This window comes from Actinoallomurus purpureus, assembly GCF_024055795.1.
Classification (GTDB): domain Bacteria; phylum Actinomycetota; class Actinomycetes; order Streptosporangiales; family Streptosporangiaceae; genus Actinoallomurus; species Actinoallomurus purpureus.
Genome location: NZ_JAMXMY010000003.1, coordinates 419020 through 435865, shown reverse-complemented (window position 1 = coordinate 435865; position 16846 = coordinate 419020). Strand labels below are relative to the sequence as shown.

Genomic DNA, 16846 nt, shown 5'->3' with positions numbered 1-16846 from the left:
TCGGCGCCGCCCGCGAGCAGGGCCGCACTCGCAGCCTCGATCAGGCGCCGGGCCTGGCCGCCGGGCTCGGGCGTCAGCTGGGCCGCCTGCTGAAACAGGGCCGCGGCGGCCGCTCCGGCGGCGCGGTCCCGGGCGCGTACGGCGGCCGCCTCGAGGTCGGCCGCGACGTCCTCGTCGGGCGCGGTCGCGGCCGCGGCGCGGTGGCGCGCCCGGCAGTCGGCGTCCGTCGCGGCGGCGGCGAGCGCCTGGTCTACGTGCACGTGATGGAGGGCGGCGACCGCGACACGACACGGGCGATCCGGGCCGCGTGGCCGGGCGCGCTGATCCTGAACCCGCACCCGGAGCCGACGCCGCTCCCGTCGTCCCCCGAGACGGGCGCCGACGCGGTGCGGGAGGGGCTGGCCGACGCGATCGCGCACGCCCGCCTGTGGCTCGCCAACCCGGACCTGCCGTCGCGGATCACGGCGGGCGGCCCGTACAACGAGGCCGACCCGGCCACCTTCTTCGGCGGCGACCACCGCGGCTACACCGACTATCCGGCGCTCGGCGGCTGAGCCCGCCGATCCCCGTACGGTCCGGGGGGCCGCGCAGTACAGTGCGCCGGAGGGATCATTGCCTCGTGGGCGGAGGATTCACGCGGTGACCACCGAGCCCCCGGACGGTTCCTTCCCGGCGCCGTACGTCGCGCGGTTCCGTCGTCTCCCGCCGATCCTCATGGTCGCGGCCGGGACGCTCGCTCTCGCGATGTCCGTGCGCTGGATCGCCAGTGCCGCGCTCCACGGGCATCCGGACCGCGTGCCCCCGCCCCTGGCGCTGGCCGTCGCGTCGATCGTGTCGGCCGCTCTCGGGGCGGGGCGGCTCGCCCGGGGCCGTCGCACGGGCCGGGTCGCCTTCGCCGTCGACGCAGACGGGATCCTCCTCGTGACCTGGCCGGACGGGGTGCCGAGACGGTTCGGGTGGGACGAGGTGAGCGCGCTGGTGCTGTTCTCCCGGCGCACGGAGTTCGTCCACGGCACCGTGCGGTGCGTCGGGGTCCGGCTGCATCCGACGGCGCCCGGTTCCCCCGAGCGGCATCGTGCCGAGCTCGAGGAGGCGGTGTCCCGCCACGACCTCCCGCTCGACGTCTGGGAACGCCTCCGCCGGCTCGACCGCGGGCCGTCAGGGGCAGGGCTGGAGTTCGCCGTCAGCGTCCACGCCGAGGCCCGGGGATGGCGGTACGACGCTGCGCGGGTGAGGGAGACGATGCGCCTGCACGCGCCCGGCGTCCCCGTCGTCCGTGAGCCGTCGGAGCGCTACTACGACCTGGTCGGCTGGCGGGCCGCCCAGGAGGAGTTGCGCAGCGCCCTGGAGGACGCCGAGCTGCGCCACTGGTGCTGACCTCAGATCCGCTTGCCGTGGTCGGCCCAGTAGGGCTCGCGGATGAGGCGTTTGTACAGCTTGCCGGTCGGGGTGCGCGGCAGGGCGGTGACGAAGTCGACCGACCGGGGCGCCTTGTAGCCGGCGAGCGACGCGCGGCAGAGGGCGATGAGCTCCTCTGCCAGGGCCGGCGACGCGGTATGCCCCTGTTCCAGCTCGACCGCCGCCTTCACCTGCTCGCCGTACTCCTCGTCGGGAACCCCGAAGACCGCGACGTCGCGTACCGCAGGATGCGTGATGAGCACGCCCTCGATCTCGGCGGGATAGATGTTGACGCCACCACTGATGATCATGTCGATGGCCCGGTCGGCGAGGAACAGATATCCGTCGTCGTCGAAGTAGCCGATGTCCCCCGTCGTGAAGAGGCCGTTCCGGTGGATCGACGCGGTCTTCTCCGGGTCCCCCCAGTACTCGACGTCGTCGCCGCTCGCGTAGCGGAACCACAGCTGCCCCGGCTCGCCCGGACCGGAGGGGGTGCCGTCGGGACGCAGGACGTGGGCCTCGACGGTGGGCAGCGGCCGCCCGACCGTGCCCGGCCGGCGCAGCCACTCCTCGGCGGTCACGACGGTGTTCACCGACGCCTCGGTCGACCCGTAGTACTCGTACACGACCGGGCCGAGCCAGTCGATCATCCGGCGTTTCACCTCGGGCGAGCACGGCGCGGCGCCGTGCCAGACGGCGGCGAGACTGGACAGGTCGTACGCGGCGCGGGTCGCCTCGTCGAGGCGCAGCATCCGGACGAACTGGGTCGGCACGAGGTGCACGTTGGTGATCCGGTGACGCTCGATGAGCCGCAGGGTCTCCTCCGGGTCGAACGCCCGCCGCATGACCACGGGGCGTCCCGCGCACAGCAGGCCGCATGAGAAGAGCCACTGCGCGGAGTGGTACGCCGGCCCCACCAGCAGCGACCGGCCGCCCTCGGGGATGCGGAGCACCTCGCAGGAGCCGGCGGCCGTCAGCGCCATCGTCTCGATCGGCGCGCCGGTCCGCACGATCTTCCGCTGGACCCCCTTGGGCCGGCCCGTCGTGCCCGAGGTGTACATCATCGGCCAGCCGAGCACCTGGTCCGCGGGCTCGCCATCCGGCCCGGTGGCGAGGAGGTCCTCGTACGGCCGGAAGCCGGGGACCTCGCCGAAGCCGACGCGGGCCACCAGGCCGGCCCCCGACGCGGCCGCCTCGGCGACACCGGCGAAGCGGTCCTCGGAGAACAGGACCTTCGCCCCCGAGTCCGCCAGCACGTACGCCAGTTCGTCCGCGGTCCAGTGCCAGTTGACGAGGACGTAGCGCAGCCCGATGTGCGTGGCGGCGGCCATCACCTCGAAGTACTCGCGCCGGTTGCCGGAATGGATCGCGATGGAGTCGCCGGTCCGCAGGCCGAGCCCGCGCAGCGCCCCGGCCAGCCGGTCGACGCGTTCGTCGAGCGCGCGCCAGGTGGTGACGCCGTGCTCGTCGGTGAGGGCGGCCTCGTCCGGCCGGGCCTGGGCGTGGGGGCGGAGAAGTTCGGCCACGGCGACCTCCAGTTCGGTCAGTCGGTTCTGGTGCCGGCCATGCGCAGCGCGAGGTCCACGTAACGGGCCCGCAGGTCTTCGGCGCCGAGCGGACGGCGCTCGTGGAACCACTCGCTGATGTGCACGCACATGTCGAGGATCGGGATCGCGGTGAGCACGGCGGCCCGGTCGTCGCCGCCCACCAGCCGGAACAGGTCCTTGCGGTTCCCCGCGGCCAGGACGTCGGTGAGGCGGTCGCGCAGCCGCCGGCGGATCGCGACGACCTCGTCGTACCACGCGCCGGTGAGCAGGGGGTACTCACGGTTGGCGACCCGCGCCGTCCCCTGATTGTCGGCGTGCCGTGTCACGTACGCCCCGACGATCGCGCTCAGCTCGGCGACCGGGTCACCGGCGACGGCCTCCTGAGCGGCCGTCACCTCGGCCTCCAGCCGCAGGTGGATGTCGCGGACCAGGACGTACAGCAGCTCGTCCTTGGAACCGAAGTGGTTGTAGAGCGCGCCCGGCGTCAGAGCGCACGCCTCGGTGATCTGCCGAACGGGCGTCGCCAGCGCGCCCTGGCGGTAGAACAGCTCGATCGCGGCCGCGGCGAGCCGGCGTTGCACTCGTGACCCGCCGAGCGGCAACTCCGATTCGGTCACCCGCACCGCTCCTCGCTCTTGACGGCCACCCGACCCGAGCGTACTAATTATTTCCACGATGTGAATGAACGCTCATTCACCAGATGCCACAGACCATCCGATCGTCGGGGGCGGAGCGCCGTTGCGCTCCGAATGTCGGCCCTCACGAAACGAGGTGGCGATGGCCCCCACCGATCCGACGACGACCCCGTCCGACGGCCTCTCTATCGACCGACTCTGGCGACGCGGTCTCGACCGCTATCCGGACACCGCGGCCCGCTACCGCTACCTGGCCGTGGCGGTGTTCGTCACGATCGTCCTGTACTACGAGCTGTACGTCGCCGGCGGCGTCGCCCCGCTGATGCTCGCGCACTTCAAGATGTCGTTCCTCTACTACGTGAACGTTCTCGTCGTCTCCAACCTGGTCGGCGCGTTCGGATCGCTGGCCGCCGGCGTCGCCGACCGGTGGGGCCGCGCGAACCTGGTGACGTACGGGCTGCTGGGCACGGGCGTCCTCACGATCCTCACACCGCTCGCCCCGAACAAGGCGGCGTTCGCGGTGGTCATCACGTTGATCGGCCTCGTCGAGGGCATGTGCCTGGTGGCCACGCCCGCCCTGGTCCGCGACTTCTCACCGCAGATCGGCCGCGCGTCGGCGATGGGCTTCTGGACGCTCGGACCGGTGATCGGCAGCCTGGTCGTCAGCTTCGTGGCCAACCGCACCCTGCCGCGCTTCGACGACTCCTGGGCCAGCCAGTACTACATCGTCGGGATCGTCGGGCTGGTGGCGTTCGCCGTCGCGCTGTTCGGCCTGCGGGAGCTGCGGCCGGGGCTCCGCGACCAGGTGATGGTGAGCGTCGCGGACCGCGCGCTGGTCGAGGCACGGGCCGAGGCGGCCGAGCGGGAGGCCGACCTTCGGCACCCCTGGCGGCAGATGATGCGGCTCGACGTCCTCGCTCCGGCCCTCGGCGTCAGCGTGTTCCTGCTCATCTACTACACCGCCGTGGCGTTCTTCACGATCTACCTGACGTCGAACTTCGGCCTCACGACCGCGCGGGCCAACGGCGTCAACAGCTGGTACTGGGCCATGAACGCGGTGGCCCTCGTCGTCGTGGGCGTGGTGTCGGACCGGCTGCGGGTACGCAAGCCCTTCATCGTGGGCGGCACGCTCCTCGCGGTGGTCATGACGTTCCTGTTCCTGACCCGCACGACCCACCCGCACACGAGCGCGTCCAGCCTCATCTGGATCATCAGTCTGCTCGCCATCGGCCTGGGGGTGGCGTACACGCCGTGGATGGCGGCGTTCACGGAGACGATCGAGCGGCGGAACCCCGCGCTGACCGCGACCGGCCTGGCCGTCTGGGGCTGGATCCTGCGGATCGTCGTGTGCGTCTCCTACTTCGTCCTCCCGTACGTGGTCGGCGCCGTCGACACGCTGACCCGGGCACCGGAGGTCCTGGCCGCGGCCAAGAAGGTCCCGGCCGGCACGTCTCCGCCGCCCACGCTGCTCCACGAGTTGGGCGAGCTCAAGAAGGCGGCGGCCGACGCGCCCCACCAGTGGCAGACCTGGTGGTGGATCTGCGTCGTCGCCGAGCTGCTCTTCCTCGTCCTCATGTTGCCGCTGGCCGGCCGGTGGAGCACCCGGGCCGCCCGCGCCGACGCCGACGCGCACGCGCGGGAGGTGGCGCGGCTGACCGGCTCCCAGGACTGAGGCCGCGGGCCGCGGCCCGCTCACGGAACCATGCCGGTCGCCCGGACGTCCGTATCAGTGATGCTGACGAGTGAACAGGCCGGCGCGGCGACGACCTGGTGAGCCTGGCGCGCCGCGCCGCCGAACCGGCCGGCTGACTACCTCCCCTGGTCCGGACGGCCCGGACGAGCGCGACGAGGTCCGTTCTGGTGTGACTCGTCGTGGCGGCGGGCGAGGCGCAGGGCGTACTCGCGCGGTGACACCCCGAGCCGCCACGTGCACACCGAACAGGACAGGTGATCGTTGGTGGTCTGATCGTCGTGGGCGATGTCGACCACGCCTATCCGCAGGTTCTCCACGGCCCGCACCGTACACGGACGGTAGCGGGGTGCTCCACTTCCGTGAGACGGCGTGTCAGCGGAGTGCGCGCGCTCCGGCGACGCGCACCTCGACGCAGTTGCCCTCGGGGGTGCTCTTGGAGCTCTTTCGCCACAGGTCGTCGGTGCGCATCAGATGCCCTCCAGGATCGTGCCGATGATGTCGATGGACTCGTCGGGGATGGCGCTGACGACACTGAGGCGGTCCATGGCGAGGGTGTAGCGGTCGACGTCCTCGCGCTTGTCGAGGTAGAGGGCGTTGCCGAGCTGCTCGACGTAGACCACGTCGGGCAGCTGCGGGTCGGCGAACCGCATGATGGTGAACCCGCCGGGCGCGGCGTGCTTCGCGCTGGCGGCGAACGGCGTGACCTGGAGCGTGAGCCCCGGCTGCTTGGCCACGGCCATGAGGTACTCCAGCTGTCCCCGGAGCACCTCGGGGCCGCCGACGGGGCGGCGCAGCGCGACCTCGTCGATCACCGCCCACAGCCGCAGCGCGCCGTCGCGGAACCGCCGCTGCCGCGTGGCCCGCAGCGAGACCCGGCGCTCCACCTCCTCGGGCGGGAAGTCGCCCAGGGAGATGACGGCCGCCGCGTAGTCCTCGGTCTGCAGCAGGCCGGGGACGAAGTGCGGCTCGTAGGTGCGGATGCGGGCCGCCGCCTGCTCCAGCCCGATGTAGGACTGGAACCAGGAGGGCAGGACGTCGCCGTAGCTGTGCCACCAGCCGGGCTGGTTGGCCCGGCGGGCGAGGGACAGCAGCTGGTCGCGCTCCTCCTCGTCGGTGATGCCATACAGCGACAGCAGGATCGCGACGTCCGCCTCCTTGAAGCCGCTGCGGCCGAGCTCCATCCGGCTGATCTTCGACTCGGATCCGCCGATCGCCCTGGCAGCCTCGACCGAGCTGACATCGGCCTTCTCCCGGAGCCGGCGCAACTCGGACCCGAGAAGGATGCGGAGCGCCGTCGGGCCGCTCGCTCCAGCGTTCGCCATGACCTGGACCTCCCTCGCGGCGGATCCCCGAGTCTTCCATGACCCGCCGGAGATCGGCCGCCGATGCAATCCCATCACCTCACGGGCTTGCATCCTCAGCGTCGTGCCGCAATGCTATCCCACAGTCGGATGCAATCCCATTGGCAGCCGTGGCCAGGCGTGTGATGGTGATGAGGGCGGTCGAACGGCCGCCCGGCGGTCCTCCCGTGCTCGGCGGCGTGTTCCCGGATCCAGCCGCCGAGCACGGGTGTTCGTGGAAGAATCGACCGCCTCCGACATCCCCGGCGATGAGGCTCCTCGTGACGGACAGCGACGACCGGCAAGGCGAGTTCCGGCCCGACATCCCCAGCCCGGCGCGCGTGTACAACTACATCCTTGGCGGCAAGGACCACTATCCCGCCGACCGTGTCGTGGCGGAGAACACCATGGCGGCCATCCCGAGCGCCCGCGACGCCGCCCTGGAGAACCGCGGCTTCCTCCGCCGCGCCGCCCGGTACCTCGCCGCAGAGGCCGGGCTCCGGCAGTTCCTCGACATCGGCACCGGCCTGCCCTCGAACGGGCAGGTCCACGAGGTCGTCCAGGGCATCGCGCCCGAGTCCCGTGTCGTGTACGTCGACAACGACCCGGTCGTGCTGGCCCACGGGCGGGACATGCTGCACGGGGTCGACGGCACGACGATCCTGCGGCACGACCTGCGCGACCCGGACTCCATCCTCGGCGATCCGGAGCTGCACCGGCTCCTGGACTTCGACCGGCCCGTCGCCCTCCTGCTCGTGGCGGTCCTGCACTTCGTCGCCGACTCCGAGGACCCCGACGAAGTGGTCCGCCGGCTCATGAAGCCGCTGCCGCCGGGCAGCCACCTGGTGATCTCCCACGGCACCGACGACGGCGACGACGACGTGGAGAAGGCGCTGGAGGAGAACTACAAGACCTCCAGCTCGGCCCACGTCCGGACGCGCCCGCGGGTCGAGGCGTTCTTCGACGATCTCGAGCTGATCGAGCCGGGCGTGGTGTGGACCCCGATCTGGCGCCCCGACGGGGCATCGAGCCCCCTGTTCGACGACCCCGCCCGCTCCGTCTGTTACGCGGGAGTCGCCCGCAAACCATGAACGGACTGGTCCAGAACGGCGTTCGGATCGTAGGCTCCCGTCCGGAGGTGCCGATGAAGAGTCTGGACGACGTCAGGGCCCAGCTGACCGCGCCGGGACAGCTGTTCGAGATGGACGAGGTCGAGATCCGCGGCGCGCGGACCCGCGTCTGGAAACACGCTCCCCCGTCACTGCGGTCCGTCCTGGAGATCAGCCGGTTCCACGGCGAGACGCCGTTCATCGTCTACGAGGACGAGCGCCTGACCTTCGAGGAGCACTTCCGGCACGCCGCGACGTTCGCGCACCGGCTCATCGAGCGGTACGGCGTGCGGAAGGGCGACCGGGTCGCGATCGCCATGCGCAACTTCCCCGAATGGTCCGTCGCGTTCTTCGCCGCCGCGGCCGCCGGCGCCGTCGTCGTCCCGCTCAACGCCTGGTGGACGGGGCCCGAGCTGGAGTACGGCCTGCGCGACAGCGGCGCCACGGTGCTGGTCGCCGACGAGGAGCGCGCCCGACGACTCGGCGACGCACTGCCCGGCCTCGGCATCCCCACGATCGTCGTACGGGCCGAGGGCGCGCCGCCGCCCGGCACGGACGCGTACGCGTCGGTGCTCGGCGACGTCACCGCCGACGTGACCCTTCCCGAGGCGGAGATCGGCCCCGAGGACGACGCGACGATCTTCTACACCTCCGGGACGACCGGCCGGCCGAAGGGCGCGCTCGGCACACAGCGCAACATCACGGGGAACACCTTCTGCCTCGGGTACGCGATGCTGGCCGCCGCCGTGCGGGGGGGCCGCTCGATCGAGGAGGCGGCCGCCCCGCAGCCGCGCGTCGCCCTGCTGAACGTGCCGCTGTTCCACGCGACCGGCTGCCACGCGATGCTCGTGGCCAGCGCGGTCCTCGGCGGCACGGTCGTGCTCATGTACAAGTGGGACGCCGAACGCGCGCTGCAGCTCATCGAGCGCGAGCGGGTCACGGCGTTCGGCGGGGTGCCGACGATGGCGTGGCAGGTCCTCACCTCCCCCGAGTTCCACAAGTACGACACCTCCAGCCTGGTGAACGTCTCGTACGGTGGTGCGCCCGCGCCGCCCGCGCTGGTCGAGAAGATCAAGGAGCTGCTCCCGGAGCGCGTCCCGAACAATGGGTACGGCCTCACTGAGACGTCGGCGGTGACGGCCTACAACAGCGGGATCAACTACCTGACCCATCCGGACAGCGTCGGGCCGCCGGTGCCGGTGTGCGACATCAAGGTCGTGGACCCCGTCGGTGAGGAACTGCCCACCGGGGAGGTCGGCGAGCTGCTGATCAAGGGCCCGAACGTCATCAAGGGCTACTGGAACCGCCCCGAGGACACCGCCCAGGCGTTCCGCGACGGCTGGTTCCACACCGGCGACCTGGCCCGCGTCGACGCGGACGGCTTCATCTACATCGTCGACCGGGCCAAGGACATGCTGATCCGCGGCGGGGAGAACGTCTACTGCGCCGAGGTCGAGGCCGCCATCTACGAGCACCCGGCGGTCGCCGACACCGCCGTGATCGGGGTGCCGCACGAGGTGCTCGGCGAGGAGGTCGGCGCCGTCGTCCGCCTCCACCCCGGGACGACCGTCACGCCGGAGGAGCTCCAGGCGTTCCTCGGCGAGCGGATCGCGGCCTTCAAGGTGCCGGCCCACATCTGGTTCCGCGACGACGAGCTGCCCCGCAACCCCGCCGGCAAGATCCTCAAGACCCGCCTGCGCTCCGAGCTCATCGGCTGACCGGTCTCGAACCGAGGCCGGACCGGGAGGTCCGGCCTCCGCCGCCGCGGGACGCCCGGCTTCAGCCACAGCGCACCCATCCGGACGGGGCCGACACGGCGCTGCGGCGGGGCGGTGTCAGCGCGTCCAGGCCGGTGCGCCGTCGCGGGGCCCAGCGGGCCGGCCCGCTGAAACCCGTCTCAGCCGTCGTGGTCCTGGTTCAGGAAGCCGGTGACGACGGAGTGGAAGTCGTGCGGCCGCTCCTCCTGCAGGTGGTGGGAGGCGTGGTCCATGACGTACAGGTGACCGCGCGGCACCATGCGGGCCAGCATCAGCGGATAGTCGGGCGTGAGGAACGCGTCGTACATTCCCCAGGCGAACAGCACGGGGGCCGTGATCCGGCCCAGCTCGTCGGTGAGGTCCTGCCAGTCGCCGCGCGGGTTGTCCGACGCCGCGGCGAGCGCCATCTCCTCCGGGTCGAGGCTCTGCTCGTGCCGCAGGCTGACGGTCTCGTCCGGGATGGCGTCGGCGTCGTACCACTCCAGCCGTGCCATGAGGTCGCGCATCTTCTCCTGGGACGGACCCGTACCTCCGTAGTAGGCGTCGCGGGCGTTGCGGCCGCGGCGTCCGCCCTCGGGCAACGGCGCGAGCGGGCCGTAGAAGACCGGCATGCTGCCGGTCACGACCAGCGACCGCACCCGCTCGGGGTACTTCGCCGCCAGGTTGAGCGCGATCGTGCCGCCCCATGAGTTACAGATGAAGTCGGCCCTGGCGATGTCGAGCGTGTCCATGAGCGCGACCGTCTTGGCCGCGTGGAAGTCCCACATCGGTCCGGTGATGATGCACTTCTCCGAGCGCCCGTACTGGAGGATGTCGACCAGGTAGCAGTCGCGGTCGCGCGCGAACAACGGAGCGACGGCGCCGAAGTCCGACCAGGCGGTGCAGCCCGGCCCGCCGCCGTGCAGGAAGATCGTCGGGCTGCCCGCACCCATCCGCGCGTAGTGGTACTTCACGCCGTCGGCGTCGGCGTACGCCCCCTCAGGAGCCGGCTGGATGTCCATGGCGGGATCCTCGCGGCAGGGCGCCCGGCGCCCCAAGGCCGGCGGTCCGCTGAGCGGTCCGCGCGTCTTACCGCCCGGCCGGGCCCGCGCGTAGCGTGCGCCTCCAGCGAACCGCTTCGGAGGTGTGACGTGGAAACGACGGCGGTCGACCTCGCCGAGGAACGCGCCCGTGCCCTCGTCGGGCGGGTCGAGCGGAGATCGCTCAGGGTGGTCCGCGCCGGCGACGCGGCGGAGTTCGCGCGCGCCGCCGGGGAGACCTCCCGCCGCCTGACCGACCCGGATCACGCCGGTTTCGTCGTCCATCCGATGTACGTCGTCAGCCTGCTGCGCGGCGCGCCGGGCGCGGCCGACGAGGAGTACCGCCCGGACGGCATGTACCGGGACGAGGTGCCGGGCACGGACGGGCTGGACGTCGCCCTGATGGCCGGCGGACAGGACGTGCGCTGGACCGGGGACGTACGGCCCGGCGACGCGATCGAGGTTCGGCGCACCCTCACCGGGGTCGAGCGCAAGGGGCGCGGCGCGGGGTTCCTGCTGCTGACCGTCGTGAAGACGTACGGCACGGCGGAGCGCGGCACCCTCGCCGAGGTCACGGAGAGGTTCATCGTCCGGTGAGAGCCGGGCGGACACCGAAGGAGGACGGGACACCGATGCGCGGACCACACGAGACTCCGCCGCCGGTCGGCGGCGCCGAACGGGCGGCCGGCGAGGAGGTGCCGCCGGTCGAGTCGGCGCCCGACGCGGTGCGGCTGCTGCGGTTCGGCGCGATCACCCGCAACGCGCACCGCATCCACTACGACGCGGAGTTCGCCCGCTCCGAAGGGCTCGACGGACCCGTGGTGATGGCGCAGCTGCACGGCTGTCTCCTCCACCGGGCGGCGGCCGCCTTCGCCCGGGGCGACCCCGGCGCGGTCCGCGCGCTCGGGTGGCAGAACCGCGCCCCCGCCCGCGCCGGTGCGCGCCTCGTCGTCACCGGCACCGTACGGGAGACCGACGAGGCGACCGGCGAGGTCACGCTCGACCTGGAGGAACGGCTCGACGACGGCACGGTCTGCTGCCGCGGATACGCCGTCGTGGTGCCCTGAACCCGCCGTCCGCCTGGAGAACGCCTCGGCTGGTCGATCCGCGGCCGGGGCGCCCTTCTGGTCGCTTCCGCGCACGATCGGCGCCACTCCCCCGTGTCAGCCGGAGCGGCGCCGATCGTCTCTTGCCCGCTCAGTCGAGCGTCAGGGCGACCTTCCCGATCGCCGCGCCGCCGCGGAGCCGTTCGACGGCCTGCTCCAGCCGGTCGAGGCCGTACCGCTCGATGTTCAGGGTCAGGTCTCCGGAGGCGATCTCGGCGAGGAGGCGCTCCCCCACCTCGGCCAGGCCACGCCCGCGCGCCATGAGGTTGACCGGCAGCAGCGCGACGTCGGCGAGCAGGAAGTCGGCGAGATCGACGGTGAACTCGCGGCCGGCCGAGTAGCCGATGAGGGCGGCCCGGCCGCGCGACCGGACGAGCCCGAGCGCGGCGGCGAGGACGGACCCTCCGACGGTGTCGATGAGCGCGTCGACGGGCCCGCCGAGCGCCTCCGCCGACAGGTCGGCGGCCAGGATCGCCTTGGCTCCGGCGGGGACGTGTTCCAGCTTGGCCGGCCGGCCGACGACGCCGATCACCTCCGCCCCCGCCCGTACGGCGAGTTGCACCGCCATGGACCCGACAGCACCGGCCGCGCCCGTCACCAGGACCCGCTCCCCCGCGCCGATGGTCGCGACGTCGTGCACGGCCGCCCACGCCGTACCCGCCGGGGAGAAGAAGGAGCAGGCCAGTGCGGGGTCGGTGCCGGGCGGTGTGGGGAAGGCGGCCTTGTCCGGGACCACGGCGTGCTCGGCCCAGCCGCCGTCACGGCGCAGCCCCAGTCCGGCGCCGTTCACCCGGACCAGTGAGCCGACCGGGTGGACGTCCGACGCGACGACCGTGCCGCAGGAGTTGGTGCCCGGCACGAACGGCAGCGAGGGCAGGATGCCGAAGCGGCCGTCCACGATGTTCAGGTCGAGGTGGCCGATCTGGGCGGCGTGCACCCGGACGAGCGTCTCGCCCGGCGCGCGTGGCGGCACGGGCCGCTCCACGAGCCGGGGCAGCGATCCGAAGCGCTCGAGAATGAGCGCGCGGGAGCTTTCAGTCACAGTTTCACTCCATATCGGCGAAGGACCCGGGAGGCGACGACGCGCAGGATCCGGTCGAACACGAACCCGAGAATGCCGAGCGTGATGATGCCGACGAACACCCAGTCGATACGACCGTAGTTGCGCGACGTCCAGATCAGCGCGCCGAGCCCGACCTGGGCCGCCACGATCTCGGCCGAGACGATGGTGAGGAAGCTGTTGCCCATGGCCAGGCGGGCGCCCGTGACGATGTGCGGCACGGTGGCGGGCAGCACGATGAACCGCAGGATCTGCCAACGGCTCGCGCCGAGGCTCGTGGCGGCGCGCAGCTTCGACTCGTTGATCGACAGCACGCCCGCGATGGTGTTCAGCGTCACGATGAACACGGACGTGTAGAAGATCAGTACGACCTTCGACGCCTCCCCGATGCCGAGCCACACGACGGCGAGGGTGACGAAGGCGACCGGCGGGATGAACCGGAAGAACTCGATGTACGGGTCGAGCAACTGGCGGATCACCGTGAGGCGTCCCATGAGCAGCCCGATCGGCACCCCGACGACGAGCCCGAGGCCCCATCCGATCAGGATCCGGCGGCTCGAGGCGATGACGGAGTTCAGCAGGGTGCCGTCCGCCGCGAGGTCCTTGGCGGCGACGAGGGTCTGCGCCGGCGAGGCGACGAGCGCGGAGCCGTACCGCATCGCCACGAGCTGCCACACCCCGACGCCGATCGCGATGGAGAGCATGTACATGCCGACCGTGCGCAGCCGGCCGGACAGCGCGTCCGAGCGCCGTCTGCGCGCGCGGGGGGCCGTGGTGGAGTCCTTGGAGGCCACCGTTCCGACGCTCGTCATCGACCGTCCTCCTCGGTGGCGAGGCCCTGCTCGCGCAGGGCGGTACGGACTTCGTGGCCGATGTCCTGCCGTAGCTTCTGGTGCAGTGCGATCGCCTCCGGAGACGTCTCGTCGCGCGGACGAGGCAGGTCCACGCTGTAGATGTTCTTGATCGAGGCCGCCGGTCCGGCCGTCATGACCGCGATGCGGTCGGCGAGGATGATCGCCTCGCCGATGTCGTGGGTGACGAACACGACCGTGCACCCGGACTCGCGCCAGATGCGGTCCATCTCCTGCTGCATGACCTGCCGGGTCTGGGCGTCCAGCGCGCCGAACGGCTCGTCCATCAGGACGATCCGGGGCCGGTTCGCGAGGACCCGCGCGATCTGCACGCGCTGCCGCATGCCGCCGGAGAGCTGGTCGGGGAACTTGTCGGCGAACTTGCGGAGGCCGACGAGGCCGAGGTACTCGTCGGCCAGCGCGGCCTGCGCCTTCCGCGACTGGCCGCGCATGCGCGGGCCGAAGGCGACGTTCTGCCGCACGGTCAGCCAGTCGAACAGCGCGTCGCTGTTCTGGAAGACCATGCCGCGCTCCGGCGACGGCCCGGCGACGGGCTCGTCGTCGACGGAGATGGCGCCGACCGTGGCGGGGGTGAAACCCGCCAGCGCGGACAGCAGGGTGGACTTGCCGCACCCGCTCGGGCCGAGCAGGCACAGGAACTCCCCGGCCTCGATGTCGAGGGAGATGGCGTCGACGGCGTGGTAGGAGCCGAAGCGGATGCCCACGCCGTCGATGGTCGTGGTCGCGCCGCGGGCGGACTCCCGGTCGATCTCTGTGGTCATGGCTTCCTCACTTGGCGGCGTGCCCGCTGAACCAGTTCTGGAGCACGGCGGCGGTCACGTTCGGCTTCGCCTTCACCTTGCCGGTCCGCAGGTAGAAGTCGGCGGTCGCGTCGTAGCCCTTCAGGTCCGCGGCGGTGATGTCCCGGACCCCGAAGTCGATCTCCTTGATCGCGGTGACGGTCTGGTCGGCCGGGACCTTCGCGGCCTTCTGCGTGGCCTGCGCGGCCGCCTGCGGGTCGCTCTCGGTCAGCTTGGCGGCCTCGTCGAGGGCCTTGGCGACCTTGGCGGCCGCGCTCTGGTTGGCGCTCAGCCATTTGTTGCCGGCGATGAGCCACTGGCCGTAGGACAGGCCGTAGTCTCCGGTGGTCTCGACGATCTTCCCGCCGAGCTGCGCGCCCTTGGTCGGCCACGGCTCCCACAGGACGTACGCGTCGATGTTCCCCTTCTGCATCAGCGCCGGGATCTCCGGCGGGTCGGCGGTGACGAACGTGACCTTCTTCGGGTCGATCTTCTTGGACTCGAGGAAACGCGTCGCGGCGAGTTCCGACAGGCCGGGGACGATCGCCATCTTCTTGATCTGGGAGGGGTCGCCGATGTTCTTGCGCTCGACGACCTTCAGGTACTTCCCGGAGCTCTCGTAGACGAGGAGCGCCCGAAGGTCGGGATTCTGCTGGAGTTTGCCGATCGCCGTCGTGTCCGAGCTGCCGGCCAGCTGCACCTGGCCGGAGGCGATCGCGTCGTCGGCGTCACCGCCCTTGCCGAACTGCACGACCTCGACATTGACCCCTTGCTTCGCGAACAGCCCTTTCTCGTCGGCGAGGAAGAAGGGCGCGTACGACGGGTCGATGCCGACGGCAAGACGGATCTTGGGCCCGGCGGCCTTTCCCCCGCCGCCGGCCGAGTCGGTCGAGGCGGCGCTGCAGGCGGACGCGGATGTGATCAGCGCGATGGCGGCGACGGCGGCGCGCCAGGTGATGTCCCGTGCTTTCAATGAGCACCTCGATGGCAGTGTGCGGAACCCCGGCGGTGGGTGGGGCGTAGGCCGAAGTTCGCTGAACCGTAAGGTCCCCGGCACCTGCGCCGCATGACCGGGGGTCCGCTCACCGGAACGTCACGGGATCGTCATACGCGACGACGCGTCGACGGCGCCGGTCTGCTCAGCGAGACGTTTCCGTAGGCAAGCCCTTCCCGGCGTCCGATCATCTCGGCATCGCTCAGATGGACATTCGGGAGGACGACCCATGACCGAGCCCGACGCACCCGCGCCGGAGGGCGGGGGCACCCGCCCAGCGAAACGACGGTCCAAGGGGCCCGGACGGCAGGACTGGTCGTCGTGGCCCGAGTACGACGCCGCCGCCGCTGGCTTCCGCGGGTACTGGTACCCGGTCACCTGGTCCAGCCACGTCACCGGCAAGCCGCTGGCGGTCACCCTCTGCGGGGAGAAGATCGCGCTGATCCGTGACGGCGGACAGGTGCACGCCCTGCACGACCGCTGCCCGCACCGGGGTGTTCCCCTGTCGCTCGGGGACCAGCAGTTCCCCGGCACGCTCAGCTGCCCGTACCACGGGTGGACGTTCCGCCTCGGCGACGGTGAGCTGTGCGCGGTCATCACCGACGGGCCCCAGTCGCGCGTCTGCGGCAAGGTCCGGGTGCAGACCTATCCGGTGGCCGAACGCCTCGGCATGGTGTGGGTGTACGTCCCGCTCGCCGACGAGGAACCGCACCCGATCGACTCTCAGCTGCCCGAGGAACTGGTCGAGAACGCCTTCATGATGGGCGGCCGCATCGAACCGCGGACCGGGAACTGGCGCTTCGCGTGCGAGAACGGCTTCGACGAGGGGCATGCGAAGTACCTGCACCGCACGTCGCTGTGGCGGCTGTTCAAGGCGATGCCCACCTGGAACATCACCCGGATCGTCCCCGAGGGCCGCTGGATCTTCCGGGTGCAGGACGAGGTGCACTGGGAGGCCGACTTCCCCGGCGTGGGCCGGTGGACGAGCAAGCGCTGGTGGAAGATCCAGCCGCCCAAGGAGACCTTCAACCTCGGCAACACCGGAAAGCCGAAGAAGGTCGACCCGGTCATCGAGTCGCGCGGGTTCCCCGGCTTCGCCTCGCTGTCCATGCCGGGCGTGCTGCGCATCGCGTACCCGAACTTCATCCACTACGAGTTCTACGTCCCGGTCGACGCCGACAACCACCAGTACGTCGGCGTGATGGTCAACTTCACCGAAGGCTTGAAGACCGTCGGCTTCTACGCGAAGTACCTGGGCGCGATCCGCTGGCTGTTCCACGGCCAGTTCTCCGGCCAGGACGCGTGGATGGTCGACGTGACGGACGCGCCGCCGGAGAAGCTCTACCGCCCCGACGTGTCGCTCACCGCCTGGCGCACCCTCGCCGAAGAGGAGTTCGCCAAGAAGCGGGCCGAGACCGGCGCCAAATGACCCCCGAGGAGTTTTCGTGCGACGCACCCTGCTGACCCTGACCATCGGCGCGGCCCTCGCGGCGGCGGCACCGCCGCTGTGGCGCTGGATCGCCCGTACGAGCAACAC

Annotated in this window: 19 protein-coding genes; 8 read left to right on the top strand and 11 right to left on the bottom strand. The window is 71.5% G+C overall.

The genetic code is table 11. The features are described 5' to 3' along the window. Positions 1-260 (bottom strand): hypothetical protein (locus NE236_RS09815; RefSeq protein WP_252841556.1); only part of this gene is annotated, 260 nt, incomplete at its 3' end. Here NE236_RS09815 and NE236_RS09810 point away from each other — a divergent pair. Further along, the gene (locus tag NE236_RS09810; RefSeq protein WP_252841555.1) at positions 255-554 is read left to right on the top strand and encodes a beta/alpha barrel domain-containing protein; all 300 of its coding nucleotides are present in this window, start codon (positions 255-257) and stop codon (positions 552-554) included. The two genes, NE236_RS09815 and NE236_RS09810, sit on opposite strands and share 6 nt — an antisense overlap. A gap of 85 nt (positions 555-639) precedes the next feature. Next, positions 640-1377, top strand: a complete 738-nt coding sequence (locus NE236_RS09805) for a hypothetical protein (protein ID WP_252841554.1) — start codon at positions 640-642, stop codon at positions 1375-1377. Between the two features lie 2 nt (positions 1378-1379). On the opposite strand, the gene NE236_RS09800 is transcribed toward NE236_RS09805, so the two are convergent. Further along, positions 1380-2924: an AMP-binding protein gene (locus NE236_RS09800; RefSeq protein ID WP_252841553.1), complete on the bottom strand. Its 1545-nt coding sequence runs from the start codon at positions 2922-2924 to the stop codon at positions 1380-1382. 17 nt (positions 2925-2941) lie between these two features. Beyond that, positions 2942-3562 (bottom strand): TetR/AcrR family transcriptional regulator, encoded by a 621-nt coding sequence (locus NE236_RS09795; RefSeq protein ID WP_252841552.1) that lies wholly within the window; start codon positions 3560-3562, stop codon positions 2942-2944. 160 nt (positions 3563-3722) lie between these two features. Here NE236_RS09795 and NE236_RS09790 point away from each other — a divergent pair, with 160 nt between their 5' ends. Next, positions 3723-5252: an MFS transporter gene (locus tag NE236_RS09790; protein ID WP_252841551.1), complete on the top strand. Its 1530-nt coding sequence runs from the start codon at positions 3723-3725 to the stop codon at positions 5250-5252. Positions 5253-5389: 137 nt separating this feature from the next. Here the strand turns inward: NE236_RS09790 and NE236_RS09785 are convergent, their stop codons facing one another. From NE236_RS09785 to NE236_RS09775, 3 genes are read right to left on the bottom strand one after another with little or no spacing between them, the layout of a single operon-like run. Next, positions 5390-5590: a hypothetical protein gene (locus tag NE236_RS09785; RefSeq protein ID WP_252841550.1), complete on the bottom strand. Its 201-nt coding sequence runs from the start codon at positions 5588-5590 to the stop codon at positions 5390-5392. A 55-nt stretch (positions 5591-5645) separates the two neighbouring features. Next, on the bottom strand, positions 5646-5741 hold the full coding sequence (locus NE236_RS09780) for a DUF397 domain-containing protein (RefSeq protein ID WP_252841549.1): 96 nt from the start codon (positions 5739-5741) through the stop codon (positions 5646-5648). Further along, positions 5741-6595 (bottom strand): Sco1979 family transcriptional regulator, encoded by an 855-nt coding sequence (locus NE236_RS09775; protein ID WP_252841548.1) that lies wholly within the window; start codon positions 6593-6595, stop codon positions 5741-5743. Before NE236_RS09775 ends, NE236_RS09780 begins: the two co-directional genes overlap by 1 nt. 299 nt (positions 6596-6894) lie before the next feature. Between NE236_RS09775 and NE236_RS09770 the strand changes: the two genes are divergently transcribed. After that, the gene (locus NE236_RS09770; RefSeq protein WP_252841547.1) at positions 6895-7704 is read left to right on the top strand and encodes an SAM-dependent methyltransferase; all 810 of its coding nucleotides are present in this window, start codon (positions 6895-6897) and stop codon (positions 7702-7704) included. A gap of 53 nt (positions 7705-7757) precedes the next feature. Then, entirely contained in the window at positions 7758-9440 is a 1683-nt protein-coding gene (locus NE236_RS09765) for a class I adenylate-forming enzyme family protein (RefSeq protein WP_252841546.1), read from the top strand. Positions 9441-9619: 179 nt separating this feature from the next. On the opposite strand, the gene NE236_RS09760 is transcribed toward NE236_RS09765, so the two are convergent. Further along, a complete protein-coding gene (locus NE236_RS09760) occupies positions 9620-10480 on the bottom strand; it encodes an alpha/beta fold hydrolase (RefSeq protein ID WP_252841545.1) in 861 nt (286 codons plus the stop codon). A 129-nt stretch (positions 10481-10609) separates the two neighbouring features. On the opposite strand from NE236_RS09760, the gene NE236_RS09755 reads away from it, so the two are divergent. After that, the gene (locus NE236_RS09755; RefSeq protein WP_252841544.1) at positions 10610-11095 is read left to right on the top strand and encodes an FAS1-like dehydratase domain-containing protein; all 486 of its coding nucleotides are present in this window, start codon (positions 10610-10612) and stop codon (positions 11093-11095) included. Between the two features lie 35 nt (positions 11096-11130). Then, positions 11131-11565: a hotdog family protein gene (locus NE236_RS09750; protein WP_252841543.1), complete on the top strand. Its 435-nt coding sequence runs from the start codon at positions 11131-11133 to the stop codon at positions 11563-11565. 130 nt (positions 11566-11695) lie between these two features. Here the strand turns inward: NE236_RS09750 and NE236_RS44375 are convergent, their stop codons facing one another. From NE236_RS44375 to NE236_RS09730, 4 genes are read right to left on the bottom strand one after another with little or no spacing between them, the layout of a single operon-like run. After that, positions 11696-12646, bottom strand: a complete 951-nt coding sequence (locus NE236_RS44375; protein ID WP_252841542.1) for a quinone oxidoreductase family protein — start codon at positions 12644-12646, stop codon at positions 11696-11698. Further along, complete coding sequence (locus NE236_RS09740) at positions 12643-13476, bottom strand: ABC transporter permease (protein WP_252841541.1); 834 nt, start codon at positions 13474-13476, stop codon at positions 12643-12645. Before NE236_RS09740 ends, NE236_RS44375 begins: the two co-directional genes overlap by 4 nt. Beyond that, on the bottom strand, positions 13473-14297 hold the full coding sequence (locus NE236_RS09735) for an ABC transporter ATP-binding protein (RefSeq protein WP_252841540.1): 825 nt from the start codon (positions 14295-14297) through the stop codon (positions 13473-13475). Before NE236_RS09735 ends, NE236_RS09740 begins: the two co-directional genes overlap by 4 nt. Before the next feature lie 7 nt (positions 14298-14304). Beyond that, positions 14305-15288: an ABC transporter substrate-binding protein gene (locus NE236_RS09730; RefSeq protein WP_252841539.1), complete on the bottom strand. Its 984-nt coding sequence runs from the start codon at positions 15286-15288 to the stop codon at positions 14305-14307. A 250-nt stretch (positions 15289-15538) separates the two neighbouring features. On the opposite strand from NE236_RS09730, the gene NE236_RS09725 reads away from it, so the two are divergent. Next, positions 15539-16738, top strand: coding sequence for a Rieske 2Fe-2S domain-containing protein (locus NE236_RS09725; RefSeq protein WP_252841538.1), 1200 nt, complete (start codon positions 15539-15541; stop codon positions 16736-16738). Positions 16739-16846: the final 108 nt, after the last annotated feature.

Excerpts from the sequence above, each read along its gene's own strand:
- NE236_RS09765 (WP_252841546.1), top strand. The coding sequence starts at position 7,758 with ATGAAGAGTCTGGACGACGTCAGGGCCCAGCTGACCGCGCCGGGACAG.
- NE236_RS09780 (WP_252841549.1), bottom strand. The coding sequence starts at position 5,741 with ATGCGCACCGACGACCTGTGGCGAAAGAGCTCCAAGAGCACCCCCGAG.
- NE236_RS09775 (WP_252841548.1), bottom strand. The coding sequence starts at position 6,595 with ATGGCGAACGCTGGAGCGAGCGGCCCGACGGCGCTCCGCATCCTTCTC.
- NE236_RS09725 (WP_252841538.1), top strand. The coding sequence starts at position 15,539 with ATGACCGAGCCCGACGCACCCGCGCCGGAGGGCGGGGGCACCCGCCCA.
- NE236_RS09735 (WP_252841540.1), bottom strand. The coding sequence starts at position 14,297 with ATGACCACAGAGATCGACCGGGAGTCCGCCCGCGGCGCGACCACGACC.
- NE236_RS09760 (WP_252841545.1), bottom strand. The coding sequence starts at position 10,480 with ATGGACATCCAGCCGGCTCCTGAGGGGGCGTACGCCGACGCCGACGGC.
- NE236_RS09740 (WP_252841541.1), bottom strand. The coding sequence starts at position 13,476 with ATGACGAGCGTCGGAACGGTGGCCTCCAAGGACTCCACCACGGCCCCC.
- NE236_RS09790 (WP_252841551.1), top strand. The coding sequence starts at position 3,723 with ATGGCCCCCACCGATCCGACGACGACCCCGTCCGACGGCCTCTCTATC.
- NE236_RS09750 (WP_252841543.1), top strand. The coding sequence starts at position 11,131 with ATGCGCGGACCACACGAGACTCCGCCGCCGGTCGGCGGCGCCGAACGG.